General features: G+C 68.2%; 12 protein-coding genes. 9 read left to right on the top strand and 3 right to left on the bottom strand.

Going from position 1 to position 14,315, the window contains the following annotated elements:
- Window positions 1-13 precede the first annotated feature (13 nt).
- Together AC2JAJ_RS00925 and AC2JAJ_RS00920 are read right to left on the bottom strand one after the other, a co-directional pair.
- The gene (locus AC2JAJ_RS00925) at window positions 14-676 is read right to left on the bottom strand and encodes a response regulator (RefSeq protein WP_221383890.1); all 663 of its coding nucleotides are present in this window, start codon (window positions 674-676) and stop codon (window positions 14-16) included.
- Window positions 669-2,441: a sensor histidine kinase gene (locus AC2JAJ_RS00920; protein WP_486414612.1), complete on the bottom strand. Its 1,773-nt coding sequence runs from the start codon at window positions 2,439-2,441 to the stop codon at window positions 669-671. The genes AC2JAJ_RS00925 and AC2JAJ_RS00920 overlap by 8 nt, the downstream gene beginning before the upstream one ends.
- A gap of 230 nt (window positions 2,442-2,671) precedes the next feature.
- Between AC2JAJ_RS00920 and AC2JAJ_RS00915 the strand changes: the two genes are divergently transcribed.
- From AC2JAJ_RS00915 to AC2JAJ_RS00895, 5 genes are all read left to right on the top strand, one after another.
- Window positions 2,672-4,153, top strand: coding sequence for a CitMHS family transporter (locus AC2JAJ_RS00915; protein WP_486414613.1), 1,482 nt, complete (start codon window positions 2,672-2,674; stop codon window positions 4,151-4,153).
- Window positions 4,154-4,300: 147 nt separating this feature from the next.
- Entirely contained in the window at window positions 4,301-4,597 is a 297-nt protein-coding gene (gene gatC / locus AC2JAJ_RS00910; protein ID WP_486414614.1) for an Asp-tRNA(Asn)/Glu-tRNA(Gln) amidotransferase subunit GatC, read from the top strand.
- Window positions 4,598-4,599: 2 nt separating this feature from the next.
- Complete coding sequence (gene gatA / locus AC2JAJ_RS00905) at window positions 4,600-6,174, top strand: Asp-tRNA(Asn)/Glu-tRNA(Gln) amidotransferase subunit GatA (RefSeq protein ID WP_486414615.1); 1,575 nt, start codon at window positions 4,600-4,602, stop codon at window positions 6,172-6,174.
- Window positions 6,174-7,682 carry an Asp-tRNA(Asn)/Glu-tRNA(Gln) amidotransferase subunit GatB gene (gatB, locus tag AC2JAJ_RS00900; protein ID WP_486414616.1) on the top strand — a complete coding sequence of 503 codons (1,509 nt, stop codon included), beginning with the start codon at window positions 6,174-6,176 and terminating at the stop codon, window positions 7,680-7,682. The genes gatA and gatB overlap by 1 nt, the downstream gene beginning before the upstream one ends.
- Window positions 7,683-7,874: 192 nt before the next feature.
- Entirely contained in the window at window positions 7,875-8,495 is a 621-nt protein-coding gene (locus AC2JAJ_RS00895; RefSeq protein WP_486414617.1) for a hypothetical protein, read from the top strand.
- A 58-nt stretch (window positions 8,496-8,553) separates the two neighbouring features.
- Here AC2JAJ_RS00895 and AC2JAJ_RS00890 read toward each other — a convergent pair whose 3' ends face one another.
- The gene (locus AC2JAJ_RS00890) at window positions 8,554-9,465 is read right to left on the bottom strand and encodes a LysR family transcriptional regulator (protein WP_221383884.1); all 912 of its coding nucleotides are present in this window, start codon (window positions 9,463-9,465) and stop codon (window positions 8,554-8,556) included.
- A gap of 141 nt (window positions 9,466-9,606) precedes the next feature.
- On the opposite strand from AC2JAJ_RS00890, the gene tdh reads away from it, so the two are divergent.
- From tdh to hutI, 4 genes are read left to right on the top strand one after another with little or no spacing between them, the layout of a single operon-like run.
- Window positions 9,607-10,653: an L-threonine 3-dehydrogenase gene (gene tdh / locus AC2JAJ_RS00885; protein ID WP_473693029.1), complete on the top strand. Its 1,047-nt coding sequence runs from the start codon at window positions 9,607-9,609 to the stop codon at window positions 10,651-10,653.
- Between the two features lie 9 nt (window positions 10,654-10,662).
- Window positions 10,663-11,859, top strand: coding sequence for a glycine C-acetyltransferase (locus AC2JAJ_RS00880; RefSeq protein ID WP_486414618.1), 1,197 nt, complete (start codon window positions 10,663-10,665; stop codon window positions 11,857-11,859).
- A 55-nt stretch (window positions 11,860-11,914) separates the two neighbouring features.
- The gene (locus AC2JAJ_RS00875) at window positions 11,915-13,060 is read left to right on the top strand and encodes an NAD(P)/FAD-dependent oxidoreductase (protein ID WP_473693025.1); all 1,146 of its coding nucleotides are present in this window, start codon (window positions 11,915-11,917) and stop codon (window positions 13,058-13,060) included.
- An 11-nt stretch (window positions 13,061-13,071) separates the two neighbouring features.
- On the top strand, window positions 13,072-14,283 hold the full coding sequence (gene hutI / locus AC2JAJ_RS00870) for an imidazolonepropionase (protein WP_486414619.1): 1,212 nt from the start codon (window positions 13,072-13,074) through the stop codon (window positions 14,281-14,283).
- The last annotated feature ends 32 nt before the right edge of the window (window positions 14,284-14,315 follow it).

Here is a 14,315-nt window from a genome sequence, read left to right as displayed (position 1 = left end):
TGACCTGTTCGTCCTACTTGCCCGCCAGGCCGTAGCGGTGCTCCGGCCTGCCCGTGGTTCCGTAGCGCAGCTGGATGTCCACCGCGCCGTCGTCCGCCAGTGAAGACAGGTAGCGCTGCGCGGTTGCCCGGGAGACGCCCACGCGGGCGGCCACCTCGGCCGCTGAATACTGCTCGCCGGGGGCCAGGGACTCCAGCACCGCCGCTTCCGTTGCGGAACGGGGTTTTGACGACGGCGTGACATCGCCCGGGATCAGCGAACGTTTCGCCCGTTCCACCGCCTCCTGGTCCAGCGCACCCGGCTGGCCCAGGAGGCGCCGGTACCGGGTGTAGGAGCGCAGCTGCTGCGACAGCGACTCCGCGGTGAAGGGCTTCAGCAGGTAGCCCAGGGCGCCGCGGCGAAAAGCCGCCCGGACCGACGCGGCGTCGGAGGCCGCGCTGAGGATGATCGTGTCCACATCCAGTTGCTGCAGCAGGTCCAGGCCGGACGCGTCCGGCAGGTACACGTCGAGCAGCACCAGGTCCGGGCGCAGGCTATGGATGGCCTGCAGTGCCAGGGACGCCGAGCCGACCGGGGCCAGGGCCAGGAAGCCCGCCACCGAGTCAACATACGCCGCGTGAAGTTTCGCCACGTGGAAGTCGTCGTCCACGATCAGGACCCGAAAATCCTCAGCCATTCCCATCCTTTCCGGCTTCCCCCAAGATCTTGGCGGCGGGGTTTCCCGCCGTCGTGTGCGGGAGGGTGGCCATGAACACCGCTCCCGGACCGCCCCTGCTCCCGCGCTCCAGAACCTTGACATCCCCGCCGCGGCGGCGGGCCAGCTGGCGCGCCAGGGCCAGTCCGAAGCCCTGCCCGCCGCCGGCACGGGTGTTCCTGGAAAGCGCGCCGGACGAAGTGGTGAACCCTTCGGCAAACACGCCCTCGGGATCAGTTCCCTCGGCCAGGCCATCACCCGAGTCCGCAACCACCACGTGCAGCGTCCCGCCGTCGTCGCCGGGCTCATCCAGCACCTCAAGCTCAACCCAGCGGTCGGTCGAGGACCCCGCGACGGCGGCGTTGACGGCGTTGTCGATCAGGTTGCCCAGCACCGTGGTCACGTCCTGGGCTTCCGTGACGTGCCCGCGGACCAGGGTTTCGGGCCCGATGCGCAGGGCCACGCCGCGCTCGTCCGCCTCCACGCCCTTGGCGCCGACGAAGGCCTGCAGGTACGGGTCCTGGAGCAGCTCGGCCTGGTCCACCGGGAACTTCAGCGGTCCGGTGGCGGCGAGCCGGGCAAGGTAGTCGCGTGCCTCCTGGTGCTGCCCTATGCCCAGGAACCCGGCGAGGGTGTGCAGCTGGTTGGCGAACTCGTGCCGCTGGGCGCGCAGCGCGGTGGACATGGTTCCCACCGCATCGAGCTGCCGGGTGAGCTGCTGCAGTTCCGTGCGGTCCCGGAGCATGACCACCCAGCCCAGGTCCTCGCGGCGGTGCAGTGCCTTGCGGGCATTCGCCACCAGTACCCGGCCGCCCGCCACAAGCTCCAGGGCTTCGGCACCTGGAGAAGTGCCGGCCCCTTGACCCCCGGAGCCTGGACGTGCGGAGCCGGGCCGGGTCAGGGCCTTCAGCTGCTCCGGTACGGGAGCCTCTTCCCACGGCGTGCCCGACAGGTCGGGCAGGCCCAGCAGCCGCTGCGCCGCTGCGTTGAAGACGCTCACCCGGCCGTCGGCACTGACGCCGATCACGCCGTCGTCCACGCCCTGCAGCACGGCCACCTGGTCGTGCACCAGCGTGCTGATCTCCTCCGGCTCCAACCCAAGCGTGAGCCGCTGGAGGCGGCGGCGCAGCAGGAAGGACCCCAACACCCCGGCCAGCAGCGCGCCGGCGGCCGTCAGGGCCACCGGACCAATGTCGCGGGCCACGGTCTGGCCCACCGTCTCCATCGAATAGCCCACGCTCACCTCGCCCACCACCGTGGTGGTGCCGGGCGCGTACACCGGAACCTTCGCCCCGGCGGAGGGGCCCAGCGTGCCGGTGTTCCGGGTGGTGACTTCCTGCCCGGAGAGCGCCTCCGACGGGTCCGTGCTGACCTTCTCGCCGAGCCGCTGGGGGTCCGGGTGTGCCAGCCGGATCCCGGTTTCGTCGGTGATCACCACGAACAACGCTCCGGTCCTGGTCCGCGCTGCCTCGGCGGAGGCCTGGAGCGGGCCGGCCAGCAGCGCGGACGCCGGGGGAGTGCCGGGCTGTGCGCTGATGCCCTGCACGTTGGCCCGGACCTCCGGGTCGGAGGCCACGGTCCGGGCCAGGGTCAGGGCCTGGTTCTCCGCGTCGCTGCCCACCCGGTCATAGGTGAGCCAGGCGTGCACGGCGGCGCTGAGCAACACCACCAGCAGCACCACCGACAGCTGCAACAGGAGCGTCTGGGTGGAGAACCGCAGCGGCTGCCGGGACACGGATCGCTGCATTCATCCTCCTTGATGGGTGTGGGACGGGCTGGTGTGCACTTGTGGTGCGCTCCAAGGGTGCCGTTACGGTACGAAAAGCGCGAAAAACCCGGTGAGCACAATGAGCAAAATGCTCCCAATAAGCAGTATGCCAATCAATTGAGCCAAAGGCGCTGCCGTGACGGACGCCACCCTACAGTCTGTAGCACGCATCACAACGCTGTGGTGCCGTTCACAAGAAGGAGCCGGCTGTGCTGGTAATACTTGGATTCGCCATGATCGCGGTATTCATGGTGCTGATCATGACGAAGAAGTTGACGCCAGTGCTGGCGTTGATCATCGTCCCTACTGTTTTTGGCCTTTTCGCCGGGGCCGGCCTGGGCATCGGCGACATGGTGATGGACTCCATGAAGTCCATGACCTCCACCGCGGCCCTGCTGATGTTCGCCATCATCTACTTCGGCCTGATGATCGACGTCGGACTGTTCGACCCGCTGGTGAAGTTCATCCTCCGCAAGCTGGGCAACGACCCCGCCAAGGTTGTCCTGGGTACCGCCATCCTGGCGGCCGCCGTGTCGCTGGACGGTGACGGATCCACCACGTTCATCCTCACCACCGCCGCCATGCTTCCGGTCTACCTCCGCCTGAAGATGAGCCCCGTGGTCCTCACCTGCGTGGCCGGCCTGGCCAACGGCACCATGAACATCCTGCCCTGGGGCGGTCCCACGGCCCGCGCCGCCACCGCCCTGAAGATCGACGTCAACGACGTCTTCGTGCCCATGATCCCGTCCCTGGTGGCCGGCCTGGTCGTCGTCTTCGCCTTCGCCTGGCTGCTGGGCCTGCAGGAGCGCAACCGCCTCCGCAGCACCGCCCCGGAAATCTGGGGTGTCCCCGACACTGCCGAAGAGTTCGACGGCGGCACCTCCGCAGGTGCCTCCGCAACCCGGGATTCTGGAACAGGACGCAATGGCGGCACGCCCGGTGGTGCCTCCGGACGCGGTGCCTCCCCGGCCGGCGGCGCCGGCGTGGCAGTACTGGAGCGCACCGAAATCCTGGTGGACGAGAGCGACTCGGCCATGGCGGACACTGCCCTGGACCCCAACCGCAGCACCCTGCGGCCCAAGCTGTTCTGGTTCAACCTGGCCCTGACCGTCGCCGTGATGGTGGTGCTCGTGGCCAACGTCATCCCGCTGCCGTTCGTGTTCATGGTGGGCGCCGCCGTCGCCCTGCTGGTCAACTTCCCCAAGGTCAAGGACCAGGGCACCCAGCTGCTGGCCCACGCACCGTCCATCGTGGCCGTGGTCAGCATGGTCATGGCCGCCGCGGTCCTCACCGGCGTGCTCAAGGGCACCGGCATGGTCGAAGCAATGTCCGCATGGCTGGTCCAGATCATCCCGTCGTCCATGGGCCCGTTCATGGCCGTCATCACCGGCGTCCTGAGCATCCCCATGACGTTCTTCATGAGCAACGACGCCTTCTACTTCGGCGTCCTGCCGGTCCTTAGCGAGACCGCCGCCCACTACGGCGTCAGTGCCGCGGACATGGCCCGCGCCTCCATCACCGGACAGCCGTTCCACCTGCAGAGCCCCCTTGTTCCGGCCATCCTGCTGCTGGTCTCGCTGGCCAAGGTGGACCTCGGCGACCACCACAAGAAGGTACTGTGGCGCACCGCCGTCATTTCCCTCGTAATGCTGGGCGTCGGCATGCTGACCGGAGCCATCGGTATCGGTTAGTCTGTAGCTGCCTGCGCTCCCTGTCCCCGCGGCAGGACCAGGCATCGAAGGTGCCCGTCTGACGCCCGCTGGGGGCCGTCAGACGGGCATCTGCGTTTCCCCACTAGACTGGATCGGAAAACAATTCGAACTTTGCAGGGGAGATCCATGGCTGCGATCAACCGGGACGACGTGGCGCATCTCGCGCGGCTCGCCCACATCGAGATGAGTGCCAAAGAGCTGGACAGGATGGCCGGCGAACTCGCCGTCATCGTCGATTCGGTCAAGTCCGTCAGCGAGGCCGCCGGGGACGACGTCCCGGCCACCTCCCACCCCATCCCGCTCAGCAACGTCTTCCGCGAGGACGTGGTGGGACACACCTTCACGGCGGAACAGGCACTCTCCGGCGCGCCGGATTCCGATGACAACCGATTCAAGGTCCCGGCAATCCTGGATGAGGCATAACCATGACTGAACAGAACCCCACGGGCCTTAGGGCCGACGAACTGATCCGCCTGTCCGCCGCGCAGCTGGCCGAGAAGCTTGCCGCCGGCGAGGTCACCTCCGTCCAGGCCACCCAGGCCTACCTTGACCGGATCGCCGCCGTTGACGGGAAGGTCAACGCCTTCCTGCACGTTAACGCCGAGGAAGCGCTCGCCGTTGCTGCCGAAGTGGACGCCATCCGCGCTGCCGGGGGTGCCGAGGCCGAAGCCCTCCATGTCCTGGCCGGTGTCCCCATCGCCGTCAAGGACCTCATTGTCACCATCGGACAGCCCACCACGGCCGGCTCCAAGATCCTCGAGGGCTGGCACAGCCCCTACGACGCGACGGTCGTGGAGCGCCTGCGCGCGGCGAAGATGCCCATCCTCGGCAAGACCAACCTGGACGAGTTCGCCATGGGCTCCTCCACCGAGCACTCCGCCTACGGCCCCACCCGCAACCCGTGGGACCTGGACCGGATCCCCGGCGGCTCCGGCGGCGGCTCGGCCGCTGCTGTCGCCGCCTTCGAGGCGCCCCTGGCCCTGGGCACGGACACCGGCGGATCCATCCGCCAGCCGGGCGCGGTCACCGGGACCGTGGGCGTCAAGCCCACCTACGGCAGCATCTCCCGCTACGGCGCGATCGCCATGGCGTCCTCGCTGGACCAGATCGGCCCGGTCACCCGGACCGTGCTGGACTCCGCACTGCTGCACCAGGTCATCGGCGGGCATGATCCCCGCGACTCCACTTCCCTGCCCGAACCGCTGGCCGACCTCGTGGCCGCCGCCAGGACCGGCAACGTCGAGGGCCTGCGGATCGGCATCATCAAGGAACTGCACGGCGAGGGCTACCAGGCCGGCGTCGAAAACCGGTTCAACGACGCCCTGGAGCTGCTCAAGGAGGCCGGCGCGGAAATCGTCGAGGTTTCCTGCCCCAATTTCCAGTACGCCCTGGGCGCCTACTACCTGATCATGCCGTCCGAGGCGTCCTCCAACCTCGCCAAGTTCGACGGCGTCCGGTACGGCCTGCGCGTCCTCCCCGAGGATGGGCCCATGACGATTGAACGCGTCATGGGTGCCACCCGCGCCGCCGGCTTCGGTGACGAGGTCAAGCGCCGCATCATCCTGGGCACGTACGCCCTGTCCGCCGGCTACTACGACGCCTACTACGGCTCCGCCCAGAAGGTGCGCACCCTGGTCCAGCGCGACTTCGACGCCGCGTTCACGGTGGCCGACGTGCTGATCTCGCCGACCGCCCCCACCACGGCTTTCCGGCTCGGCGAGAAGCTGGACGACCCCCTGGCGATGTACCTCAACGACGTTGCGACCATTCCCGCGAACCTGGCCGGCGTACCCGGCCTGTCCCTGCCCGGCGGGCTGGCGGACGAGGACGGGTTGCCCGTCGGCATCCAGCTGCTCGCCCCGGCCCGGGAAGACGCCCGCCTGTACCGCGTGGGCGCCGTCCTTGAATCGCTGCTTGAGGCCAAGTGGGGCGGCCCGCTGCTGGCCCAGGCCCCCGACCTTGCCGCTTCGGCGCCCCTCGAAACCCAGGAGGCAAAATAATGAGCACTGACCACATCCTGAGCTTCGAAGAGGCCATGGAGAAATACGATCCCGTCCTGGGGTTCGAGGTCCACGTGGAGCTCAACACCAAGACCAAGATGTTCTCCTCCGCGCCCAACGTGTTCGGCGACGAGCCCAACACCAACGTCAACGAGGTGGACCTCGGCATGCCGGGCGTCCTGCCGGTGGTGAACAAGGCCGCGATCGAGTCCTCGATCAAGATCGGCCTGGCGCTGAACTGCAAGATCGCCGAGTCCTGCCGCTTTGCCCGGAAGAACTACTTCTACCCGGACACCCCCAAGAACTTCCAGACGTCCCAGTACGACGAACCCATCGCGTACGACGGGTACCTGGATATCGAACTGTCCGACGGTACAGTCTTCCGGGTGGAGATCGAGCGCGCCCACATGGAGGAGGACGCCGGCAAGCTGACCCACATGGGTGGCGCCACCGGCCGGATCCAGGGCGCCGACTTCTCGCTGGTGGACTACAACCGTGCCGGTGTGCCCCTGGTGGAGATCGTCACCAAGCCCATCGAGGGCGCCGGTTCCCGGGCTCCGGAACTGGCCAAGGCGTACGTGGCTGCCGTCCGCGAGATCGTGAAGAACCTCGGTGTGTCCGACGCAAAGATGGAACGCGGCAACGTCCGCTGCGACGCCAACGTCTCGCTCCGCCCGCACGGCCGTGAACGCTTTGGCATCCGCTCGGAGACGAAGAACGTGAACTCCCTGCGCGCCGTTGAACACGCCGTCCGCTACGAGATCCAGCGCCACGCCGCCGTCCTGGAAGCAGGGGAGCCCGTGGTCCAGGAAACCCGCCACTGGCACGAGGACACCCGCACCACCACGTCCGGCCGTGCCAAGTCCGACGCCGACGACTACCGCTACTTCCCGGAACCTGACCTGGTTCCCGTGGTGCCGTCGCGCGAATGGGTGGAGGAACTCCGCGCCACCCTGCCCGAGCCGCCGGCGGAGCGCCGCAAGCGGCTTAAGGCCGACTGGGGCTACTCCGACCTGGAATTCCGCGACGTGGTCAACGCCGGCGTCCTGGACGAGATCGAGGAAACCATCGCTGCCGGCGCCTCAGCTTCCGTGGCGCGCAAGTGGTGGATGGGCGAGATCGTGGGCCGTGCCAAGGCCGCCGACGTGGACCCCGGCCAGCTCGGCGTGCAGCCGGCCACCATCGTGGAACTGGCCGGCATGGTGGAAGCCGGCAAGATCAACAACAAGATGGCGTCCCAGGTGCTGGACGGCGTGCTCGCCGGTGAAGGCACTCCGGAGGAGATCGTCGAAAGGCGCGGCCTCGCCGTCGTGTCCGATGACGGGCCCCTCCTGGAAGCCATCGACGCGGCACTCGCCGCCCAGCCCGACGTGGCGGACAAGATCCGCGGCGGCAAGGTCCAGGCCATCGGCGCGATCGTGGGCGGGGTCATGAAGGCCACCCGCGGCCAGGCCGACGCCGGCCGGGTGCGCGAACTGATCCTGGAGAAGCTCGGCGTCACCGTCTAGCAACCGCACCCAACTGGGTCGCAGCAGATGTCGTTTTGAACCCTCATAACGACGTCAACTGCGACCCAATTGGGCTTTAGGGTACTCGGCTTCGCCTGCCCGAAAGTACCCGTGGCTGGGCGTGCCCCGGCGGACCTACACTGGAGCTCACCCGGGCTTTGGTGCCCCGGTATTGGTGCGGGAGGAACAGTGATGGCGGCCAGGGAACCTTTGGGGATGCGCAAGGCGGTGCTGGCCGGGGCGGTGGCCCTGGCCCTGACCGGGACGGGGGCTGCACTCGCCTGGTCCGCCACCGGAACACCGCCTCCATCGCCGTCGCCGTCGCAGTCCGCACCGGGAAGGGACACTGCGCCGGGCCAGCAGGACAAGCAGGACCGTAAGGCGCAGCGGCCGCAGCCCCTGCATGGCGAAGGCGTGGTGAAGAACCCCGACGGCACCTTCCAGACCGTCCTGGAACAGCGCGGCACCGTGGAATCCGTCAGCGACACGGCCATCACCGTCAAGAGCGAGGACGGATATTCCCAGACGTACACCGTCACCGGCGACACCAGGATCAGCACCATTCCCGCCCCGGCTGCGGATGGGGCAGGCAAGACCGGCGGTTCAGGAGGAATGGGCGACGACGGCCGGCGGCTTAGGCCCACGGAAGGAACCATCGCCGACATCGCCGCAGGCGACACCGTGCGCGTTGCCGGCGCCAGGGACGGCGATAAGGCTACGGCCAAGAGGATCGTCAAGGGCTCCGGCGGCGGCCCGGGCCTTGGGCTGGGCCGTGGCCACGGACACGGCCTCGGCAAGGGCCACAACAAGTAGGCAGCGGCAGGTGTCGTTGTGAACGGTCCACAACGACACCTGGCGCTACTCAGTTGGGTCAGCCTTGGTCAACGAGCCCGGCCATGATGTCCTCCAACGCCTCACAGACCATGACGACCGACCTCCGCTTCAGGTTCTCAGGCCTGGCCAGCAGATCGATCCGGCGGCGGGTGCTGATGCCTTCCAATGGCCGCAAAACGATGTCCGGGTTGAGGACAGGCCCCGCGGTGTACCGGGGCAGCAGGCCCACCACGCCGCCCGTGGCCACGAGGGCCGCGACGGTGGAGTAGTCGTTGATCCGGTGGACTATGTTCGGCTCCCTGCTGGAGACGGCTGCGATAGCGGCCAGGACATCGGCGGGGGAGTAGCCGGGGTGGCTGGTCACCCAGGCCTCGCCGCCGACGTCGTCCGCCGTTACGGTGTCCTTGCCGGCCAGCTGGTGGGCCGCGGGCAAAGCCACGTCCAGCGGTTCGTGCGCCAGGGGGATCACGGCTACGCGTTCGGCGGGCCAGCGCGGGCTGTGGTCCATGCGGTGGGCCAGCACCAGGTCATACCGGGCCGTCAGGGCGGGGAAGTCCTGCTGGGCAACGTCCTCGTCGGAGAGTTCGATCCGCGGGTGCCCGGGCCGGTCCAGCATCCGTGCCAGCGGCGCGAACAGGGCCTGCCCCGCGCTGTGGAAGCCGCTGACCGTCACCCTCCCCGCCTGCGACCCGTGATAGGTGCCCAACGCGCTGCGGGCCTCGGCCATGGCGCTGACGACGGCGGCGCCGGCGTCCGCAAGCACCTGGCCGGCCTCCGTGAGGACCAGGTTCCGGCCCTCCTTGCGGGTCAGCGGCACCTCAACGGTGCGCTGCAGGTGGGCCAGTTGCTGCGAGACCGCCGATGGCGTGACCATGAGGGTATCGGCCACGGCCTTCACGCTGCCCAGCGCACCCAGTTCCCGCAGGATTTCGAGCTGGTGAATCTCCATTACCCCAGTCTATGCGTAAGTAATTTCTACATCGTTGATTGAGAAGATTCCTGTTGTGCTAATGGATCCCGGGGGCTCTAATGAGGAGGACAACATCCCTGCCGAAGCAGAAAAAGCGCAGCACAAGAAGTAAGGAAGCCAATGAAGGCCCTGTACAAGCCCGGCCCACAGGCCGGCTTCGAGATGGTGGACCGGCCCGAGCCCGAGGCCGGCCCGGCGGACGTCAAGATCCGCGTGATGACCACCGGCATCTGCGGCACGGACCTGCACATCCAGTCCTGGGACTCCTGGGCGCAGGGAATGATCGAAGCTCCCCTCATCGCAGGGCATGAGTTCTACGGCGAAGTGGTGGAAGTCGGCTGGGAGGTCCGCGACGTCAAGGTGGGCGACAGGGTCTCCGGCGAAGGCCACATCGTCTGCGGCATCTGCCGGAACTGCCGCGCGGGCCGCCGGCAGATGTGCATCCACACTGTCAGCGTCGGAGTCCAGCGCGACGGCGCCTTCGCCGAGTACGTGGTAATCCCCGAAACCAACGTCTGGGTCCACCACGACCCTTCCGTCACACCCGAGCTTGGCGCGATCTTCGATCCTTTCGGCAATGCTACCCACACAGCCCTGAGCTTTCCGCTTGTCGGCGAGGACGTGCTGATCACCGGCGCGGGTCCCATCGGCCTGATGGCCATCGCGGTGGCCCGGCACGCAGGCGCGCGCAAGATCGCCATCACGGATGTCTCCCGGCCCCGCCTGGAACTGGCGCGGCAGCTTGGCGCCGACCTGGCCATCGATGTCTCCACTACCCGGGTGCGCGACGCCCAGCGTGAGCTTGGCATGCGGGAGGGCTTCGACGTCGGAATGGAAATGTCCGGCCACCCCACGGCCCTGCCTGAAATGATCGACAACATGAACCACGGCGGGCGGATCGCCATGCTCGGGCTGCCCAGCCAGGAGATCACCATCGACTGGGGCAAGGTGGTCACGCACATGCTCACGCTCAAGGGCATCTACGGCCGGGAAATGTACGAAACCTGGTACGCCATGAGCGCCATGCTCTCCTCCAACCCCGTGCTGCACGCCGGAATCTCCGCCGTGGTCACCGACACCCTTCCGGCCACGGAGTGGGAGAAGGGCTTCGATATCGCCCGCAGCGGCGGAGGCGGCAAAGTTGTCCTCGACTGGACCCGACTGTAAGGAACCACCATGTATACCTCCCTCAAGGACCAGCTGCGCGACGAGCTGGACGACATCCGCACCGCGGGGCTCTACAAGACCGAACGCACTATCACCTCGCCGCAGTCCAGCCACATCACAGCTGGCCGGATCGGATCCCCGGGCGCTGACGTGCTGAACTTCTGCGCCAACAACTACCTGGGCCTGGCGGACCATCCGGACATGATCAGCGCCGCCAAGGCCGCCCTGGATGAGCGCGGCTTCGGCATGGCCAGTGTCCGGTTCATCTGTGGCACGCAGGACCTGCACCTGGAACTGGAAGCGAGGGTGTCGAATTTCCTGGGCACCGAGGACACCATCCTGTTCTCCAGCTGCTTCGACGCCAACGGCGGCGTCTTCGAGTCCCTGTTCGGCGCGGAGGACGCCGTCATTTCCGACGCCCTCAACCATGCGTCCATCATCGACGGCATCCGCCTGTGCAAGGCCCGCCGGTACCGGTACGCCAACCAGGACATGGCAGAGCTGGAGGCGCGGCTGCTGGAAGCGCAGGACGCGCGCCGGAAGATCATCGTCACCGACGGTGTGTTTTCCATGGACGGCTTCCTGGCCCCGCTGGAAGCCATCTGCGACCTCGCCGAGAAGTACGGGGCACTGGTGATGGTGGACGACTCCCACGCCGTGGGCTTCATGGGTGCCACCGGTGCGGGTACTCCGGAACACGCCGGCGTGTCGGACCGGGTGGACATCTACACCGGAACCTTCGGCAAAGCCCTGGGCGGTGCGTCCGGCGGGTATGTGTCCGGCCGCAGCGAGATTGTCGCCATGCTCCGGCAGAAGGCGCGGCCGTACCTCTTCTCGAACTCGGTGGCCCCTGCCATCGTCGCCGCAACCCTCAAGGCGCTGGACCTGGTGGAGAACTCGGCCGACCTGCGGAGCCGGCTCTTCGAGAACGCGGCGCTGTTCCGCCGCCGGATGACGGAGGAGGGCTTCGACCTCCTGCCCGGCGAGCACGCCATTGTTCCCGTCATGTTCGGCGACGCCGTCGTGGCCGCCAGGATCGCCGACCGGATGCTGCAGCACGGCGTCTTCGTCACGGCCTTCAGCTTCCCGGTGGTTCCGCGGGGTGCCGCGCGGATCCGGGTGCAGCTTTCGGCCGCGCATTCAGCGGACGACGTCGAAGCGTGCGTGGGTGCCTTCGTCGCCAGCCGTGCCGATATGGAAGGCTGAGAGGGCTTTTCAGGAGACAGGTTCCAGCAGGCCGAAACTCTGTCAGGATGGACCGATGGCAGCTCATTACGATGTCCTGATTGTGGGCGGCGGCATTGCCGGCCTGTCCCTGGCGTCCGCCCTTGCCGGCCGCTGCAGCGTTGCGTTGGTGGAGGCTGAACAGGAGCTGGCGTACCACACGTCTTCCCGTTCGGCCCGCCAGCTGATTCCCAGCTACGGGCCGCCGGTGGTGCAGGAACTCACCATGCGGACGCTTGAACTGATCGCCGCCCGGGACAAGGAACTGCCCGGGCCTGTCCTGGTGCCGCGCAGCTTCATGCTCGTCGGCTCGGCGGCAGATGTAGCAGCGGAGGCCAGCGGCCACATGCAGCCGATCACCGTGGAGCGGGCGGTCGAGTTGTGCCCAGCGCTGCTGCCGGGCACCTTCGAGGCGGCGGGGCTGGACACCGGTTCGTTCGGCTGCAACGCGCCCCTGCTGCTGGAGGACCACCGGGAGCGGGCGGCCTCCGCCGGCGCGGACATCATCACCGGGGCCCGGGTCCACTCAGCGCAGCGGCTGGGTTCCGGGTGGCAGGTGGGGGCGGGCGCTGAGGGTTTCGAGGCGGGTGTCCTGGTTAACGCCGCAGGTGCCTGGGCGGACGAACTCGCGGTGCTCAGCGGCGTGGAGAAGCTGGGGCTGCAGCCGTACCGGCGCACTGCGGCGATTGCCGCCGTCGGGCATTCCCTCCCGCTGTCCAGTCCGATGGTGGCCGCGGCGGACAACTCCTTCTACTTCCGCCCCGAGGGACCGGACGTGCTGATTTCACCGTCGGAAACCGAACCCAGCGGCCCGGAGGATGCCCGGCCCCGGCCGGGGGATGTTGAGCGTTTGGTGGAACGGCTGAATTCGGTGACGCGCCTGGGGATCACCGGGATCCGCCGCGCCTGGACCGGCTTGCGCACGGAGGCTGCGGACGGCGTGCCGGTGGCAGGGTTCGACGCCGAGGCCCCCGGCTTCTACTGGCTCGCCGGGCAGGGCGGTTACGGGTTCCAGACGTCCTCGGCCATCGCCGAGCTTGCCGCGGAGCAGATCCTGGCCGCCCAGGGAGCCTCAGGCGGCCCGGGTTCCGCCGGGCCGGTCATGGCTGGTCCGGACTCCGCGGGTCCGGAATCCCGGACAGCGCAGGCCCTGGCCGCCACCCGCTGGTCGATCCGGCGCTGAAGAATGGTTCCATGAGCACCCTGATCACGAATATCGCTGAGTTGATGACGCAGGACCTGGAGCATCGGGTCCTGAAGGATGCAGCGGTGGTGATCGAAGGGGAACGCATCTCGTGGATCGGTGCCGCAGCCGACGCACCCGCCGCGGATGACGCCGTCGACGCCGGGGGGCGGGCCATGCTCCCAGGCTGGGTGGACTCCCATACCCACCTGCTTTTCGCCGGTGACCGGACGGCGGAGTTCGAGGCACGGATGGCAGGGGAGTCCTATTCGGCCGGCGGTATCGCGGTGACCATGAACGCCACCCGGGCGACGGCGGATTTCGACCTCACGCGGTTGGCGTTGGGCAGGGTGGCCGAGGCTGTCTCGCAGGGCACGACCTATCTGGAAACCAAGACCGGCTACGGCCTGGACGTGGACCATGAGGCCCGGAGCGCCCGCATCGGCTCCACGGTTGCAGACCAGGTGACCTTCCTCGGCGCCCACCTGGTTCCCGCCGGGCAGGACGCCGATGACTACACCGACCTGGTGTGCGGACCCATGCTTGCCGCCGTCCGCCCATACGTCCAGTGGGCCGACGTCTTCTGCGAGGAAGGCGCCTTCACCGCCGAGCAGTCCCGTCGGGTGCTCCTCGCGTGCCGGGACGCCGGGCTGGGCCTGCGGGTGCACGGCAACCAGCTCGGGGAGGGCCCCGGCGTGCAGTTGGCCGTGGAGCTGGGCGCCGCGAGCGTGGACCATGTCAACTACCTTGCCGCGCAGGATGTCAAAGCCTTGGCCGGATCCTGGTCGGGGTGGGATCCGGCAACCGGAGCCGGGGAGCGGGGGACCGTGGCCACAGTCCTTCCCGCCTGCGACCTCTCCACCCGCCAACCGCTGGCACCCGCCCGTGCCCTCCTGGACGCGGGCGTGCAGGTGGCGCTGGCCTCCAACTGCAATCCGGGAACGTCCTACACCAGCTCCATGGCCTTCTGCGTCACCACCGCGGTACTGCAAATGAACCTGAGCGTGCACGAGGCCGTCCGGGCGGCGACCTACGGTGGCGCACTCGCGCTCCACAAAGAGGCCGGCCGGGACGCCGACGGTGAACGCGCAGTGGGGTCCATCGCCATGGGACACCGGGCCGACCTCCACCTGCTGAACGCGCCCTCTGCCACCCATCTCGCTTACCGCCCGGGGATGCCGTTGACGTACGCTGTGTGGCGGGCAGGAGCCAGGGCGCGATGACAGCCGCGGCGTGTTTTGACGTTTCTTGATTA

This window comes from Arthrobacter sp. MOO21 (assembly GCF_057369995.2).
This window is presented reverse-complemented; position numbering and strand designations above follow the sequence as displayed.

Bases quoted from the DNA above. Each gene is read 5' to 3' on its own strand.
- AC2JAJ_RS00925 (WP_221383890.1), bottom strand. From the start codon at position 676: ATGGCTGAGGATTTTCGGGTCCTGATCGTGGACGACGACTTCCACGTG.
- AC2JAJ_RS00920 (WP_486414612.1), bottom strand. From the start codon at position 2,441: ATGCAGCGATCCGTGTCCCGGCAGCCGCTGCGGTTCTCCACCCAGACG.
- gatC (WP_486414614.1), top strand. From the start codon at position 4,301: ATGGCTGCGATCAACCGGGACGACGTGGCGCATCTCGCGCGGCTCGCC.
- gatA (WP_486414615.1), top strand. From the start codon at position 4,600: ATGACTGAACAGAACCCCACGGGCCTTAGGGCCGACGAACTGATCCGC.
- gatB (WP_486414616.1), top strand. From the start codon at position 6,174: ATGAGCACTGACCACATCCTGAGCTTCGAAGAGGCCATGGAGAAATAC.
- AC2JAJ_RS00895 (WP_486414617.1), top strand. From the start codon at position 7,875: ATGGCGGCCAGGGAACCTTTGGGGATGCGCAAGGCGGTGCTGGCCGGG.
- AC2JAJ_RS00890 (WP_221383884.1), bottom strand. From the start codon at position 9,465: ATGGAGATTCACCAGCTCGAAATCCTGCGGGAACTGGGTGCGCTGGGC.
- tdh (WP_473693029.1), top strand. From the start codon at position 9,607: ATGAAGGCCCTGTACAAGCCCGGCCCACAGGCCGGCTTCGAGATGGTG.
- AC2JAJ_RS00880 (WP_486414618.1), top strand. From the start codon at position 10,663: ATGTATACCTCCCTCAAGGACCAGCTGCGCGACGAGCTGGACGACATC.
- AC2JAJ_RS00875 (WP_473693025.1), top strand. From the start codon at position 11,915: ATGGCAGCTCATTACGATGTCCTGATTGTGGGCGGCGGCATTGCCGGC.
- hutI (WP_486414619.1), top strand. From the start codon at position 13,072: ATGAGCACCCTGATCACGAATATCGCTGAGTTGATGACGCAGGACCTG.